Here is a 15,679-nt window from a genome sequence, read left to right on the forward strand (position 1 = left end):
GTCCCGGCTACAGCTCTCCGGCAGCAAACCTCGCCAGCGCATCCGCGACGCCCTTGCCGTAGGCCGGGTCGGCCTTGCTGCAATTCGCGACGTGCCGTTCCTGGATGTGCTTCGACGCGTTGCCGACCTGACGGGCGGTGTTGTCGAACAGGGCCTGCTTTTGCGCGGCATTCATCTTGCGGAACAGGTCGCCCGGCTGCTGCCAGTGGTCGTCATCCACGCGATGATCCCAATGCGCGGCCGCGCCTGACAATTCGAGTGGCGGCTCGTTCAGCTGCGGCTGATCGGTCCACTCGCCATGGCTGTTCGGCCAGTAGGTCAGCGTGGCGCCCAGATTGCCGTCGGTGCGCATCGCACCGTCGCGGTGATAGCTGTGGAATGGGCATTTCGGCGCGTTGACCGGGATCTGGTGGTGGTTGACGCCGAGCCGGTAGCGCTGCGCGTCGCCATAGGAGAACAGGCGGGCCTGCAGCATCTTGTCAGGTGAATAGCCGATGCCGGGCACGACATTCGCCGGCGTGAACGCCGCCTGCTCGACCTCGGCGAAGAAGTTCTCCGGATTGCGGTTGAGCTCGAAATACCCGACCTCGATCAGCGGATAATCCGCCTTGGGCCACACCTTGGTCAGATCGAACGGATTGAACGGGAATGCCTTGGCCTATGCATCCGTCATCACTTGGATAAACAGCGTCCAGCGCGGGAAGTCGCCGCGCTCGATGCTCTGGAACAGGTCGCGCTGGTGGCTCTCGCGGTCCTTGCCGACCAGCGCCTCGGCCTCGGCATCGGTCAGGTTCTGAACGCCCTGCCGGGTGCGGAAATGGAATTTCACCCAGACGCGCTCATTGTCGGCATTGATCATGCTGTAGGTGTGGCTGCCGAAGCCGTGCTGGTGACGGAAGCTTTTCGGGATGCCGCGCTCGCTCATGACGATGGTGACCTGGTGCAGCGCTTCCGGCAGCAGCGTCCAGAAATCCCAGTTCATGTCGGGGTCGCGCACCCCCGTGCGCGGATGCCGCTTGATGGCGTGGTTGAGGTCGATGAAGCGCAAGGGGTCGCGGAAGAAGAACACCGGCGTGTTGTTGCCGACCACGTCCCAATTGCCTTCATCGGTGTAGAATTTCAGCGCGAAACCGCGAATGTCGCGCTCGGCGTCCGCCGCGCCGCGCTCGCCGGCGACCGTCGAGAACCGCGCGAACATCGGCGTCTGCTTGCCGATCTCCGAGAACATGCTGGCCTTGGTGTAGCGCGTGATGTCGTGGGTGACGGTGAAGGTGCCGTGCGCGCCGGCGCCCTTGGCATGCATCCGCCGCTCCGGGATCACCTCGCGGTGAAAATGCGCCAGCTTCTCGATCAGCCAGACATCCTGCAGCAATGCGGGTCCGCGCGGCCCCGCCGTCAGGATGTTCACATTATCGGCAACGGGGGCGCCGGAGGCGTGGGTCAGAAACGGTCTTTTGGTCTCGTCGCTCATCGAAAGCTCCTTGCTGAAGGTCAGCACTTCGCCGTCCCGGCGCCCGCAGGGAGGCCAGGCGAAAGGTGATTGCATCGCGGGTTGGATGACGGCCGCGGGGAGGGCAGAGTCCGGTGATTGACAAATTGTGAAGCGGGTCTGCGATCCCTCGACGCCGTCGTTGTTCTCCGACAGCTGCAGGATTAAGAACCGCGGCCGATCGATTCAACGAGCGCTATCCGCCGATTCCAGCCAAATGTCCGTCGATCCCGGCCAACGCAATCGTGGCCGCCGGTCCGGGCAACTGCCGCTCGGTATGCCGGCACGCGAATTCTAAATCCGGTGTCAGAATCTGGCGCATTTGTCAGTTGAAGTCGGGCATCGGCTTGCGTCTTCTGATCATGCTCGCGTGCGGCGATACGAGTTCGCCGCGGTCCCAATCAGGGAGGATTTCATGAAGAACAGGCTTCTCACGTGTCTCACGGCAGCGACGCTCGCTGTCAGCGTTGCGCTTGCACCCGCTGCCCTCGCCAGAGGCGGCGGTGGTGGTGGCGGACATGGCGGAGGTGGCTTCGGTGGCGGCCACGGTGGTGCCATGGGTGCCATGGGTGGTGGCATGCACGGTGGCGGCTTTGGCGGCGGCATGCATGGCGGTGGTTTCGGCGGCGGAATGCGTGGCGGTGGCGCGGCGTTCGCCGCCATGGGCGGCGGCGGGCATTTCGCGGGCGGGCACGTTGGTGGTCCCCGCTTCGTCGGTGCACCGGCGATCGGCCCGCGCTTTGCCGGCGCCAGATTCCACGGTTCGCGCTTCTTCCATCATGGCGGCTTCTTCCGCCACCACCGCTTCCATCGCTTCGCATTCTTCGGCGCGCCCTATCTCTACGCCGGCTATGACTACGGCTGCTACCGCAGGGTATGGACGGCTTACGGTCTGCAATGGGTCAATGTGTGCGGGGACTATTGGTGATAGCCCAACCAACCGCACCGTTGTCGCGGTCGTCGCCAGACGTTCCATCCTGCCCCGGAATGGGATAGTCTGGCGGCGATCGTCGCGGGGCGGCCGCTCGGAGAGTTTGAGAACTCGGAGAGTTCGACACAACTCAGAGAGTTCAGGAATATGACCGGTGCTCACCGCCGCATTCTCGTCGTCGAGGACGACCCGGAAACCGCGGATCAGCTCGTCGAGGAGCTCACCACCAGCGGTTATGATGTGGATCTGGCGGCGAACGGCCGCGAGGCGCTGAGCCAGGGTGCGGCGCGCGACTATGCCGTGATCACCATCGATCGCATGCTGCCCGACATCGACGGCATCACGGTGATGCGTCAGATGCGCGACGGCGGCATCGCAGTGCCGTTCCTGATCATCAGCGCGCTCGGCGAAATCGACGACCGGGTGCGTGGCTTGCGCGCCGGCGGCGACGACTATCTTGTCAAGCCGTTCTCCTTTGTCGAACTGCTGGCGCGGCTGGAGGCGCTTGGCCGCCGCAGCGAGACCGTTGCAAAGGAGACCATCCTGCGGGTCGGCGATCTCGCGATCGATCTGATTTCGCGGACGGCGAGCCGCCGCGGCCGCAGGATTCCGCTGCTGCCGAAGGAATTCCAGCTGCTCGAATACCTGGCGCGCAACGAGGGCCGCGTGGTGTCGCGCGCCATGCTGCTGCGGCATGTGTGGGACCTGCACTTCGATCCCTCGACCAACATCATCGACGTCTATGTCGGACGTTTGCGCCGCAAGGTCGACGACCAGCAAGCATATCCGCTGATCCACACGATCCGCGGCATCGGGTACTGCCTCCGTGCTCCTGGCTAAGACCCTCAAGTCGTCGACGTTCCGCCTGGCGTTGATCGCCATCGGTGTCTTCGGCCTGATCGTCTCCGCGATCTTCGCCTATGTCTACTGGTCGACGTTGTCCTATGTGCGCGACAGATCCGACCGCGCGATCATGACCGAGCAGGCGAGCCTCGATGATGCCTATGCGCGGTCCGGCCGCGATGGACTGACCGCGTTGATCGCGCAACGCGTCGCGGACAAGGGCTTTGCCGATCATGTGTATTTGTTAGTCGGTCCCGGATCGACCGTGCTGGCGGGAAATCTCAGACAGTGGCCGGCGGGCGCTGCCGAGAAGGGATGGGCTGAATTTCGTGCCTCCCTGCCACAGCTTTCCTCGGGCCCCTCCCTGCTGCGAGGCGTGACGGAAACCCTGTCAAACGGCGATCGGCTGCTGGTCGGCCATGACATCAGCGATCTCGACGGCTTCATGGCGCAGATCAGGGCCGCCGGCATTGCCGTCGTCGTGCTGATCATCGGGCTTGCGGCTGCTGCCAGCATCGGCGTCACGCGGCGAACCGTCGGCCGGATCGAGTCGATCAATGCGACCAGTCGCGCTATCATGCTCTCCGGCCTCGACCAGCGCATCCCGCTTCGCGGCAGCCATGACGAATGGGATCGCGTCGCCGAGAATCTCAATCTGATGCTGGACCGGATCCAGACCTTGATGGGAGACGTCAAGCAGGTCAGCGAAAATATCGCCCACGACCTGCGCACGCCGCTGACCCGGATGCGCGGCCGGCTCGAGAAGGCCTATCACGCCCCGCGGAGCGGCGAGGGGGATGCTGCGCTGATCGGCGACACCATCGCCGATCTCGACGCGGTGCTCGGGATGTTCGCGTCGATCACGCGGATTTCCGAGATCGAGACGCGAGCTCGCAAGGGTGCGTTTCGCACCGTCAATCTCGTCGAGATCGCCGCCGAGGTGGTCGAGCTCTACGATGCCGCGGCTGAGGAGGTTACCACCCGGCTCGACCTTGCCGGCGATCGGGCGGTGCTGGTTACCGGGGACCGCGACCTGCTGTTCGATGCGATTGCCAATCTCGTCGACAACGCCATCAAGCATGGCCGCGCGGGTGGGCGGGTGACGGTGACCTGCGACAACGATGAGCGAGGCGCGGTGATTTCGATCGCCGATGACGGCCCCGGGATACCCGCCGAGCAGCACGACCGCGTCTTCAAGCGGTTCTACCGGCTCGAGCAGAGCCGCTACACGCCGGGCAACGGCCTCGGCCTCAGCTTGGTCGCGGCGGTCGCGAGCCTGCACGGCGCACGGATCGAATTGCGCGACAATGCGCCGGGATTGTTGTGCAGGCTGGTCTTTCCCGCCGCGGAAACGTAGGGATGGCCGAGGGCGTCTGTGGTTCTACCCCTGGGTGCCGATGCACGGCTCACACCTCAGTCAACACACGTCGTCGTCGTGGCGAAAGCCTAGGACCCATTACCCCGAATGACAATTGTGATGCTGCGCTGGGCCCACGATCTCGTTTACATTCAGATTCGGTGGTTATGGGTTTCGCCAGGACGACGATGTGGTAAGAGCAGGTCAAAACCTCCCCGCCATCTCCACCAGCCGCCGGTGCGCCGCCTCGCGGGCGGCGCGGATCGGCTCGGTGGGCCCGGTGGTAGGGCCGATCGGTACGAAGCGCACGTCGCTGATGCCGATGAAGCGCAGCGCCTCGCGCAGATAGGGCGTTGCCATGTCGATGCGGCCGCGGTTCATGCCGGTGACGAAGTCGCTGCCGCTTGCGAGGATCACGATCGTCGGGCGGTCCTTGAACAGCGGCAGATAGCCCTGCGCCGAATCGAAGCGGAAGGCCAGCCCGGGCTGGATGATGACGTCGAGCCATTGCTTGAGCTTGTAGGGAATGCCGAAATTCCACATCGGCGTCGAGATCAGCACGCGATCGGCCAGCGACAGCCGCAGCGCGAGGCGCTCGACGATCGCGAAGGCGTCGTGCTGCGAACTGGTGAAGCTCTTGCCGTCGATCCGGGCGTATTTGGCCTCGAGCAGATATCCCTCGAATTCCGGCAGCGGCTCGCGCCAGAGGTTCATCGCGTCGATCTCCCAGTCCGGCCGCGCATGACGGAAGCGATCGAGAAAGGCACGCGCGCCGGCCGCCGATTCCGAATCGGGGCGCGGTGAGCAGTTAAGGTGCAGCAGCTTCGGCACCGCGCCTCCCTAGCCGAGTGCCTTGATCACGGTGTCGGCGTTGGTCACGACGGAGACGTTCTGGAGCGCGAAATTGATCGCGGCGTTGTGCCAGTCGGCATTCATGGTCGAGCAGCAATCCTCCGGCACGATCATGAAATAGCCTTTGTCGGCGCCGGTGCGCGCGGTGTGCTCGACCGACATGTTGGTCCAGGCTCCGGTATTGATGATCATGTCGCGGCCGGTTGCCTTCAGGATGGTCTCGAGCCGGGTGCCTTCCCAGGCGCTCATCCGCATCTTCTCGACCACGAAGTCGCCCGGGCGCGGCTCGAGTCCCGAGACCGGTGCCGCGCCCCAGCTGCCGCGCACCATCGCCTTGCTGTCGACCAACCCCTCGAACAGCGGCGCGTTCAAGGTGATGCCGGGCGCGCCCGGCTCGACGACGAACCAGACATGGATGATGGCGACGCCGCGCGCCCGCGCAGCCTCCGCCACGCGGCGGACATTCTCGACGACATGCTGCTGGCGGGCGTGCGCGGGCGCACCGGACTCGGCGAACGCGCCGCCGTCCATGATGACGTCGTTCTGCATGTCCTGGATGATCATCGCGCAGCGTTGCGGATCGAGCTGCATCTCACCGGCGGCGAGATTCGGCGCAGGCCTGGACGAAGCGGCACCCGCGCCGCCGCGCTTGCCGCTCATATAGGGCTCGTGGCGCGGGCCGACCTTGGTCGGGATCGCATAGACCGAATGGGTCGCGGTCAGATAGAGCGTGCGGAAGTCGGCGCCGCCCCAGACGAGGTTGGCGACGAGCTCGGGCAGGCGGACCTTGCCGAGCAGGTCGGCGGCGGGCGAATAGACCCAGACGCCGCCGGGCGCGGTGACCCAGACATTGCCGCGCTGGTCGCATTTCATGCCGTCGGGCAGGCCGGGCTCGAGCTCGGAGCGGATGCCGGAGGCGAACACGCGCGGATTGGTGAGCGAGCCGTCGGCATTGACGTCGAAGGCGCGGATCAGCGCCTGCACGGTGTCGTTGACATAGAGGATGCGCTCGTCGGGCGAGAAGCACAGCCCGTTCGGCTGCTCGAACAGGTAGCGGTCGACCAGCAGTTTCGGCGCGCCGCCGCCGGGCGGCACGCGGTAGACGCCCTGGAAGCCGAGCTGGCGCGGCCGTTCGACGCCATAGACCGGCATGCGGCCGTACCAAGGATCGGAGAAATAGATCGCGCCGGAGGAATGCACACAGACATCGTTCGGACTGTTGAGCTCCTGGTTCTCGTAATGCGAAGCCAGCACCTCGCGCCGCCCGTCGGGCCGCTCGCGGATCAGCGAAGACGTCGCGTGCTCGCAGACGATCAGATTGAGGTCCGCGTCATAGGTCATGCCGTTGCATTTGTTCGATGGCCGCCTGACCTCGACGACGCCGCGCCGCGCATCCCAGCGCCGGCGCACATCGCCCGGCATGTCGGAGAACAGCAGGAAATGATCGGCCGGATGCCAGATCGGTCCCTCCGTGAAATCGAAGCCGGTCCCGACCTGGCCGACCGGCGCGTAGGGATCGATCAGGTCTTCGAACTCGCTGCGCAGCGTGACATGCGTCATCGCCTCGATCCTCTACGCCGGGAACCAGTTGCGCTGCGGCAGGCTCTGCACGACAGGCCCGGGTACCTGGTCATGCAGGCGGCCGACCACCATGCCGCCCTCGATCTTGGCCGGGCGATCGTGCACAGGAAGCAGATAGCGGGAGCTCGAGAGCAGCTTCTTGATCGCTGCCTTCTCGGCGCGCTTGCTGGTGCCGTGGTTGCCCGTGGTGCGCGGCTCGGCGTCGTGGATCTCGTTAAAGGGATTCACGATCTGGTCGTTGAAATCATAGATCACGTCGCCGCAGATCGTCGCAATCCCGTCGGCGGTGTGGACATGGATGTTCATCGAGCCTTCGGTATGGGCGTTGGCAGCGTCGCAATAGACGCCCGGCATCAGCTCGACCGGGCCGGTGATTTCGAGGTCGAGAAAGCGCAGCGCGCTCTTGGTGTGCAGGCGGTCGATCAGGTGCTTGATGTCCGGCGCCGGATACTGCGGGTGCATCAGGCCCGAGACGGAGTATTCCAGCTCCTTGCGGTTCAGCACGACGGTCGTGTTCATCGGGAACAGGTCGTCCTTGCCGGCATGGTCGATGTGCAGGTGGGTGTGACAGACGAAGCGGACGTCGCCCATCCGCACGCCGTGGCGGGCGAGCTGGTTCTCGATCATGTTCTCGTGAAACTGGAGCCCGCGCATGCCGAGCGTCTCCATGATCTGGTTGGAGCGATAGCCGGTGTCGACCAGCACGGGATAGGGGCCGCCGAGGATCAGGAAGCCGAGCGTCAGCACGCGGCGGGTGCGGCCGCAATTGTGCCCGAGCACGAGGAAGCTCGATTCCAGCTCGATATCGCCATAGTCCAGAATCTTGATCTCTAGCGGCATCTGTCTCCCTCCCAATTCGTGTTCGTTGTTATGTTCGACCCCGCGGTGCGGCTATGGCTGTAGCCGATAGACCCGCGCCGCCGTCGTGCTGAAGATCGCATCGCGCTGTTCGGGGCTCAGCCGTTCGGCTGCCGCCTTGAAAGCGGCGACGAGTTCGCGATAGCTGGTCCACAGCTTCTCGATCGGAAAGTTCGAGCCGAACAGGCAGCGGTCGGCGCCGAAGATCGCGACGGTATCGGTCACCACGCCGGCGATATGCGCGGCATCGTTGCGATGGATGAAGGTGCCGAGCCCGGACAGCTTCGACACCACATTCGGACATCGCGCGAGCCGCGTCATCCCGCTGCGCCAGGCGGCGCGGCCCTGCGGCGACAGGTCCTCCAGCATGCCGGCATGCTGCAGGATGAAGGTCACGTCAGGGCAAGCCTCCGCGAGGCCGGCCGCATCGGCCATCTGCGGCGCGAATACCTGCAGGTCAAAACTCCAGCCGTAGTCGGCGAGGTGGCCGACATTGCGCCGGATCACGGGATCATTGCAGAGATCGGCACGCGCGGCGAAGCGGTACAGCGGGTTCTCGTGCCAGTGCAGCTGCATGCGCACGCCGTGCACCAGCGGATAGCGCTTCAATCGATCGAGTTGCGGGCGGACGTCGGCGACGGAGAAATCGGCATAGGCGACGAGGGCGTGCGGCCAGCCGTGCTGGTCCGCGGTCTGCTGCACCCAGGCGGCTTCGTCCTCGAATTGGCCGTTCGGCCAGTTGGTCTGGACATAGACCGAGCGGTTGACGCCGGTGCCCTTGAGGTCGCCGAGATACTCCTCGATCGGATAGTCGCGGCGGATCGGCTCATAGGGGCCGAAGATGCGCGGCTGCATCGGGCCGGACAGCCAGGCGAGATCGGCCTGCCGCCAGATGTGATGATGTCCGTCGACAATGCCAGTCACGCGGCTCTCCTTGTTCCAAGCGACAGCAGATGCGCGACAACAGCCGCGCTGGATCCGCCGTCCACGAGATCGTCGACAAAGCGCTGGATCGCGATCAGCGCCTCGGTTTGCGGCGTGAAGCCGGGCGAGGTTGCGAGCGGCGTCAGCCAGCTGACGCGCCAGGCCCGCCGCGACAGTTTTGCCACGGCATCGCGCAGCGCAGCCGGATCGCCGCGTTCCAGGCCGTCGGAGACGATCACGACCGCGGCGCCGCGGGCATATCCGCCGAACCGCGGCACGGCGAGGAACGCCTGCAGCGCATCGCCGATCCTTGTGCCGCCGTCCCAGTCGCTGACCAGGAAGGAGGCCGCGTTCAGCGCCTGCTCGCGCCGCTTCAGCCGCAGCGCCGGCGTGACTCGGGTCAGTCTTGTGCCGAAGGTGAAGACCTCGACATTGCCGGCCGCCTGCACCAGCACATGCGCGAGCTTCATGTTCTCCTCGGTGCGTGCCTTCATCGAGCCGGAGACGTCGATCAGGAACAGGATCTTGCGCGGGCGCTGGCGGCGTCGCATCCGCCCGAGCCGCAGCACCTCGCCGTCATTGCGGACGCTGTCGCGCAGCGTGCGGCGCAGATCGGCGAACGGACCACTGCGTGCACGGCGGCGCCGGTGGCCGCGCCGTCGCGGCAGGCGCCTTGCCGCCTCGCGCGACAGCTTTCGCAGCGGATCGCTGGTCGCGGTCTGGGCAAAGCGGCGCTCGACCAATGCCTCGGCGCGCGCCGCGGCGAGGCCGGACTCATTGGCCTCGTCGGCAAGCGGCGGCTCGTCCTCGCCGCGGCCTTCCTCCTGCAGGCGAACGGTCTCCTCATCCTCACCCTCGGCCTGCTCGATCGCCTCGGCGCCGCGGAAGTGGATGTCGAACAGCCGGTCATACGTCGCCCGGCGCTGGGGCGGCGGCGCCAATGTCGCGAGCCCGGCCAGGCGGATGTGCTCCAGGCTGCGCGGACCGAGCAGCTCGATTGCCGCGAGGAAGCTCGTCGTCTGCTCCGGCGCAACCGAAAAGCCGTTGGCGCGCAGCAGCGCGACGAACGAAACAAATATCCGCGCGGCGCGCGGCAGCTGCAGGTCGTCGTTCACGCGGCCGCCTCCGCGATGATCGCATCGAGCCGGGGCGAAATGAAATGCAGATCCTCCTCGTCCTTCAGCGCGACGCCGATCGAGCGTTTGAACGCGTCCGGCCAGCGCGCGCCGCCCTTGTTGAGCAGGGTCGCGGCCTCGGCCCAGTCGACCGCCTCGGCGATCCCGGGCGCCTTGCTCAGCGGCTCGCGGCGCAGCCGGCCGACGGCGGCGACCACCGCGCGGGCGGTGGCCTCGGCGACGCTGGACGCCCGCATCATCACGATGCGCGCCTCGCGCTCGGCATTCGGATAATCGATCCAGTGATAGACGCAGCGCCGCCGCAGCGCCTCGTGCAGATCGCGCGTCCGGTTCGACGTCAGCACCACGACCGGATGCTCTGCAGCGCGCACCGTGCCGCGCTCGGGGATCGAGATCTGGAAGTCGGAGAGGAATTCGAGCAGGAAGGCCTCGAACTCCTGATCGGCGCGGTCGATTTCGTCGATCAGAAGCACCGTCGCGTCGGGCGCGCGCAGCGCGGCCAGCATCGGGCGCTCGATCAGGAAGGCGTCGCCATAGATATCGATGCTCTCCTCGCCGGCCTGCCGGATCGCCAGCATCTGGCGCGGATAGTTCCACTCGTAGAGGGCAGCGGCGGCGTCGATGCCTTCGTAGCATTGCAGGCGGATCAGCCTGCGGCCGAGCACGGCGGCGATCGCTTTTGCAGCTTCGGTCTTGCCGACACCCGGCGCGCCCTCGAGTAACAGCGGCTTGCCCAGCGCAAGCGAGAGATAGGAGGCGGTCGCGATGCCGTCGTCGGCGAGATAATAGGCCGCGCGCAGCGCCTTCTCCAGCGCCTCTGGGCTGTCGATGCCGACGATGTTGCTGCGGACCGGCATGGAGAAACCTCAGCGCCGTGGCTGCGGACGCGCGCCGCCTTGCGCCCTGATGGCGCGCAACACCTTTTCCGGCGTGATCGGGAGATCGTCGATCCGCACCCCGACCGCGTTGAAGATTGCGTTGGCGACCGCAGGCAGCACGGGATTGGCGCACATCTCGCCCGGTCCCTTGGCGCCGAACGGACCGTCGGGCGCCGGGCGTTCCAGCACCGCGATGTCGTGCGGGCAGATGTCGCCCGGACCCGGCATCAGATATTCGACGAAGTCGCGCGGACCGTGCACCGGCTCCGGATAATAAGGCTCCGGCGTCTCGTAGAGCGCGTGGCTGACGCCCATCCAGGCGCCGCCAACCAGCTGCTGCTCGACCAGCCGTGGATTGAGCGCGCGGCCGAGTTCATAGGCGGAGTCCATCCGGACCATGTCGACCTCGCCGGTCTCGTCGTCGACCTCGACCTCGGCGACCAGGCAGGCATGCGCGTAGCATGTCGCCGGCGACATCTCGCCGGTCTCGGGGTCGACGTCGGACAGCGGCACCAGGAAGATACCGCGGCCGGAGATCGTCTTGCCCTGCTTGAACTGCGCGGCGATGGCGACGTCCTTGGTGGAGATCGAGCGATGCGGCGCGCCCTTGACGTGGATATTGCCGCGGCCGTCGGTCTCGAGGTCGGCGGCATTCACCTCCAGTTCCTCGGCGGCGGCCTCCATCATCACACCGCGTGCCTCGCGCGCAGCCGCCATTACGGCGTTGCCGACGCGATGCGTGCCGCGCGAGGCGAACGAGCCCATGCAGTGCGGGCCGGTGTCGGAATCCGCGGTGTCGACATAGACGTCCTCGACCGGCACGCCGAGCGTCTCGGCGCAGATCTGCCGCGTCACCGACTTCATGCCCTGGCCGAGGTCGATCGAGGACAGCGCCACGGTGAACTTGCCGCTCGGGTTGGAATGCACCAGCGCCTGGCTGGGATCGCCGCCGAGGTTCATGCCGATGGGATAGTTGACCGACGCGATGCCGCGTCCGCGATGCCGGGTCATGGTCAGCGCCTCCTGGTGCCGAAGACGGAAGAGAAGCGGGTGGCGCCGTGCGACGGCGCGCCCGGCCGCGGCGGCGGAGACGACGGTGGCGGCGAAGAGGGCGGCGGTGGCGGCGGCTCGCGGGTCGCGGCCGGCGCGCGGTCATACGTCGTGCGCTGCTGGGATGGTGAGGCCGGCGGTGCATGCGGCTCGCGCGGGGTCGGCGTCACGGCGGCTCGCGCGCCGCCACCATCCTTGCGCGACGACATCCGCTTGAAGTCTTCGCGGAGCGGCCACTTGGCCTTCTCCGCTGCGACCTGCACGCATTCGATCAGCGCGGTGTTCTTGGCCTCGCGGCGGTGCGCCTTCATGTCGCCGTCGCGATACGCATTGAGGATCCGGAACTCCATCGGGTCCATGCCGACGAGATGGGCGAGCTTGTCCATCTGGCATTCGATGGCGAAATCCATCGCGGTGACGCCGAAGCCGCGCATCGCGGTCGCCGGCGTGCGATTGGTGAAGACGCAGTAGACGTCGCCATGAACGTTCGGGATCGTGTAGGGGCCGGGCAGATGGGCGGCGCATTTCACCGCTGCATAGCTCGACAGCCGCGTATAGGCGCCGCTGTCGAAGTAGGCGCGCACCTTGCGGGCGACGATGCGGCCGTCGCGCATCACGCCGTCCTTGATGTAGATGCGCTCGGCGCCGCGCGGCGGCCCGTACTGCATCTCCTCCTCGCGCCCGAACACATAGCGCACCGGGCGACCGGTCAGCATCGCGCCGAGGATGCAGAGCGGCTCGGTCAGCGTATCGACCTTGCCGCCGAACCCGCCGCCCACGGTGCCGCCGATGAAGTGGAAGGTGTTGGAAGGCACGTCGAGGATCTTCGCGCAGGTGTCCACCGAGAAGAACAGCGCCTGCGTCGAGGTGTAGACGATGTAGCGGCCGTTGGTGTCGGGAGCTGCGATCGAGCCGTTGGTTTCGGTCGGCGCGTGCTCGATCGGCGACATCTGGTAGCGCTGTTCCAGCACATGGTCGGCCGTCGCGAGTGCGCGGTCGGCATCGCCGAAGCGCAGCTGCTGGTGATCATAGGTCTCGTGATAGGTGAAGGTGTTCTTGGGATAGACCTCGTTGACCACGGGCGCGCCCGCCTTCAGCGCCTCCTCGACGTCGAACACCGCCGGCAGCGGCTCATAGTCGATCTTGACCTTTGCGATGGCCTCATAGGCCTCGCGCGGGCTGTCGGCGACGATCGCGACGATGGGTTCGCCCTTGTAGCGCACCTTGTCGACCGCGAGCGAGGGCTCGTCGTCCTTGCCGAAATTGATCAGGCTGAGCAGCGTGTTCAGGTTGCGCGGCACGTCGGAGGCGCGGATCGCACGCCGGACCCCCTGCGACCGCTCGGCCTCCGAGGTGTCGATGCGGCGGAGTCTTGCATGGGGATGCGCGCTGCGTACCACCTTCAGATGCAGCATGCCCTGCAGCTTGTGGTCATCGAAATAGGGCGAGGTGCCGGTGACATGGCCGAGCATATCCTGGCGCTGCGTGCCTTTGCCGATCTCCTTCAGATCGTCGTCGCGCTCGTCGGCGAAGATGTCCTTGCGCAATTCCAGCATGGCACTATTCCCTTACGCACGCGCCCGGCCGCCGGAAGCGGCTGATAGCACGGCGTTGATGATCGGCTCGTAGCCGGTGCAGCGGCAGATGTTGCCGGAGATCGCCTCGACCACTTCGGCGCGGCTCGGCTGCGGATTGCGGTCGAGCAGCGCCTTCGCGGCCATCAGCATGCCGGGCGTGCAGTAGCCGCACTGCGCGGCGAAATTGTCGGCGAAGGCGCGCTGCAGCGGGTGCAGATTGGGGCCGTCCTTGACGCCGTCGAGCGTCTCGACCGAGCGGCCGGCGACCGTTTCGGCGAGCGTCAGGCAGGAGAGATGCAGCTCGCCGTCGATCAGCACGCTGCAGGTGCCGCAGCCGCCCTGGCCGCAGCCGAACTTCGGCGTCATGTCGCCGATCAGTTCGCGGAGCGCGACCAGAAGGTTGGTGCCGCCGTCGACGAAGATCGCGACGTCACGGCCGTTATGCTGGAATTGAAGGGCAGTCTTGGCCATCACGAATTATTCCTGACCGGACAACAGACGGCGGAGATGCACGCCGACGATCTCGCGGCGATACCAGGCGCTGGCGAGCGCATTGTCGCCGGGTGACGTTCCCTCAACGGCTGCCGCAGCAGCTGCGCTGATGGTGGAGGCGTCGAGCGCGCGGCCTTCGAGCGCGCGCTCGACGGCACGGGCGCGGATCGGCGTCGGCGCCATCGAGCCAAGCGCGACGCGGGCGCCGACGATGCGGCTGCCGTTAACGGGCAGGTGCGCCGCGAGCGTGATCACCGCGCCGCCGTTGGGCTTGATGCGCGCGATCTTGCGGTAGCGGAAGGCCTCAATGCTGCCGGGCCTGGCAAAGGAGATCGCCAGCACCAGCGATCCGGCCTGCCGGTCGCGCGATTGCAGGAACTCCTCGATCGGAATCTCGCGCCCGCCGAGGCCGCCCTGGACGGACACCGTGGCATCAAGCGCGAGCATCGCGACCGTGAAGTCGCCATACGGCACCGGCGCGAACAGATTGCCCCCGACGGTGCCCATGTTGCGCACCGCCGGCCCGCCGATCGAGCGCGCCGGGGCGTGCAGGAAGGCGAGGTCGCGTTCGGCCAGGACGCGGGCGAAGGTGACGCCGGCGCCGAGCGTGATGCGCGAGCCGGTGGCATCGATCCGTGTCATCGCTTGGTCGCTGGCGCGCACGATGGTCGAGATCGAGATGTCGCCCTCGTTCAGCGCCCGCATCACCAGCGTGCCGCCGCCGAGATAGCGGGCGCTGCGATCCGAGGACAGCGCCGCCGCGGCGTCATGGGTGCTGGTGAAGGTCTTCACCGTGACTGGCATGATGGTGCTCTCCGCTTACGCGGCCTCCTTCAGATGCCGGCGGATGGCGTTGAAGCCGGCCTGGTAGATGTCTTCCGAAACCATCCGCGTGATGCGCTCGCTGTCCTCGGTTCGCGTCGTGAAGCGCGACTCCCAGTGCCAGAAGGTGCGGTCACCATCGGTGACCGGCAGCAGACGGACATGCGCCACGTAGTTGAACATCGGGATCGGCGTATCGAGCAGGCAGTAGCTGAACGATTGCTCAAGATCGGACAGCGCCAGCAGTTGCTCGCGCAGCTCGGCGCCGTCCTTCAGCTTGAAGCGCCTGACGCAGCCGATCTTGTCGGACGGCTGGGCGCGCTCGATGCCGCTGCTCGCGACCGCCGGATGCCAGCGGTCATGACCGTTGAAATCGCGCAGCACGGCCCACACCGCATCGGTCGGCGCATCCAGGATCGTGCTTTTGACGATATGCGGCACGGTCTATCCTCCGAACGCCCGCTTCAACGCGTCGAAGCCGCCCTGGAACACGCCGCCGCCGATATTGTTGACGAGCTCCGTCTCGCGCTCCGGCGCGCAGTCGAATTCGGCGGTCCATTCCAGGAAGGTCTGGTCGCCGTCGGTGACTGGCGTGAGCCGCAGCGTCGCGACGTAGTTCTCGACGCCCATCGGCGATTCCAGGATCGAATAGGTGCAGAACATGTCGTAGTCGGACAGCCCGAGCAGCTTCTCGCGGATGCGATCGCCGTTGCGCAGCCGGAAATCCCTGACGCAGCCGATCTTGTCGGAGGGCTCGCCGCCCTCGATCCGGCTTTCGGCGATCGCGGGATGCCAGTTCGGCAGCCCGTTGAAATCGCGGACGCGGGCCCAGACCCGGTCGTTGCGGGCGTTGACGACGGTGGAAACGTAAACCCGTGCCATGGCGTGA

General features: G+C 66.4%; 15 protein-coding genes and 1 pseudogene. 3 read left to right on the forward strand and 13 right to left on the reverse strand.

The genetic code is table 11. The features are described 5' to 3' along the window. Positions 1 to 7: 7 nt before the first annotated feature. Positions 8 to 1,471, reverse strand: a pseudogene (locus J2R80_RS14535) (catalase). Between the two features lie 433 nt (positions 1,472 to 1,904). On the opposite strand from J2R80_RS14535, the gene J2R80_RS14540 reads away from it, so the two are divergent. From J2R80_RS14540 to J2R80_RS14550, 3 genes are all read left to right on the forward strand, one after another. After that, positions 1,905 to 2,417, forward strand: coding sequence for a hypothetical protein (locus tag J2R80_RS14540; protein ID WP_200844556.1), 513 nt, complete (start codon positions 1,905 to 1,907; stop codon positions 2,415 to 2,417). Between the two features lie 150 nt (positions 2,418 to 2,567). After that, positions 2,568 to 3,260, forward strand: a complete 693-nt coding sequence (locus J2R80_RS14545; protein ID WP_028333329.1) for a response regulator transcription factor — start codon at positions 2,568 to 2,570, stop codon at positions 3,258 to 3,260. Continuing rightward, on the forward strand, positions 3,247 to 4,620 hold the full coding sequence (locus tag J2R80_RS14550; protein WP_141343221.1) for a HAMP domain-containing sensor histidine kinase: 1,374 nt from the start codon (positions 3,247 to 3,249) through the stop codon (positions 4,618 to 4,620). The genes J2R80_RS14545 and J2R80_RS14550 overlap by 14 nt, the downstream gene beginning before the upstream one ends. Positions 4,621 to 4,824: 204 nt before the next feature. Here J2R80_RS14550 and J2R80_RS14555 read toward each other — a convergent pair whose 3' ends face one another. From J2R80_RS14555 to J2R80_RS14610, 12 genes are read right to left on the reverse strand one after another with little or no spacing between them, the layout of a single operon-like run. Continuing rightward, positions 4,825 to 5,451 (reverse strand): FMN-dependent NADH-azoreductase, encoded by a 627-nt coding sequence (locus J2R80_RS14555; protein WP_141343220.1) that lies wholly within the window; start codon positions 5,449 to 5,451, stop codon positions 4,825 to 4,827. A 9-nt stretch (positions 5,452 to 5,460) separates the two neighbouring features. Further along, positions 5,461 to 7,032 carry an isochorismatase family protein gene (locus J2R80_RS14560; protein ID WP_141343219.1) on the reverse strand — a complete coding sequence of 524 codons (1,572 nt, stop codon included), beginning with the start codon at positions 7,030 to 7,032 and terminating at the stop codon, positions 5,461 to 5,463. A gap of 12 nt (positions 7,033 to 7,044) precedes the next feature. Beyond that, positions 7,045 to 7,893 (reverse strand): MBL fold metallo-hydrolase, encoded by an 849-nt coding sequence (locus tag J2R80_RS14565; protein WP_026193286.1) that lies wholly within the window; start codon positions 7,891 to 7,893, stop codon positions 7,045 to 7,047. A 51-nt stretch (positions 7,894 to 7,944) separates the two neighbouring features. Next, positions 7,945 to 8,835, reverse strand: a complete 891-nt coding sequence (locus J2R80_RS14570) for an amidohydrolase (protein ID WP_141343218.1) — start codon at positions 8,833 to 8,835, stop codon at positions 7,945 to 7,947. Then, positions 8,832 to 9,950 carry a VWA domain-containing protein gene (locus tag J2R80_RS14575; RefSeq protein ID WP_141343217.1) on the reverse strand — a complete coding sequence of 373 codons (1,119 nt, stop codon included), beginning with the start codon at positions 9,948 to 9,950 and terminating at the stop codon, positions 8,832 to 8,834. Before J2R80_RS14575 ends, J2R80_RS14570 begins: the two co-directional genes overlap by 4 nt. Beyond that, entirely contained in the window at positions 9,947 to 10,828 is an 882-nt protein-coding gene (locus tag J2R80_RS14580) for a MoxR family ATPase (protein WP_028338483.1), read from the reverse strand. The genes J2R80_RS14575 and J2R80_RS14580 overlap by 4 nt, the downstream gene beginning before the upstream one ends. A gap of 9 nt (positions 10,829 to 10,837) precedes the next feature. Beyond that, positions 10,838 to 11,860, reverse strand: a complete 1,023-nt coding sequence (locus tag J2R80_RS14585; protein WP_021075858.1) for a xanthine dehydrogenase family protein molybdopterin-binding subunit — start codon at positions 11,858 to 11,860, stop codon at positions 10,838 to 10,840. Between the two features lie 2 nt (positions 11,861 to 11,862). Continuing rightward, positions 11,863 to 13,455 carry a xanthine dehydrogenase family protein molybdopterin-binding subunit gene (locus tag J2R80_RS14590; RefSeq protein WP_253638792.1) on the reverse strand — a complete coding sequence of 531 codons (1,593 nt, stop codon included), beginning with the start codon at positions 13,453 to 13,455 and terminating at the stop codon, positions 11,863 to 11,865. Between the two features lie 12 nt (positions 13,456 to 13,467). Further along, complete coding sequence (locus tag J2R80_RS14595) at positions 13,468 to 13,947, reverse strand: (2Fe-2S)-binding protein (protein ID WP_141343042.1); 480 nt, start codon at positions 13,945 to 13,947, stop codon at positions 13,468 to 13,470. 6 nt (positions 13,948 to 13,953) lie between these two features. Further along, the gene (locus tag J2R80_RS14600) at positions 13,954 to 14,772 is read right to left on the reverse strand and encodes a xanthine dehydrogenase family protein subunit M (protein ID WP_141343041.1); all 819 of its coding nucleotides are present in this window, start codon (positions 14,770 to 14,772) and stop codon (positions 13,954 to 13,956) included. A gap of 15 nt (positions 14,773 to 14,787) precedes the next feature. Next, positions 14,788 to 15,231 carry an SRPBCC family protein gene (locus J2R80_RS14605; protein ID WP_141343040.1) on the reverse strand — a complete coding sequence of 148 codons (444 nt, stop codon included), beginning with the start codon at positions 15,229 to 15,231 and terminating at the stop codon, positions 14,788 to 14,790. Between the two features lie 3 nt (positions 15,232 to 15,234). Next, entirely contained in the window at positions 15,235 to 15,672 is a 438-nt protein-coding gene (locus J2R80_RS14610; RefSeq protein ID WP_028338488.1) for an SRPBCC family protein, read from the reverse strand. Between the last annotated feature and the right edge of the window lie 7 nt (positions 15,673 to 15,679).

The organism is Bradyrhizobium sp. USDA 4541 (genome assembly GCF_024171085.1).
Taxonomy (GTDB): Bacteria; Pseudomonadota; Alphaproteobacteria; order Rhizobiales; family Xanthobacteraceae; genus Bradyrhizobium; species Bradyrhizobium australafricanum.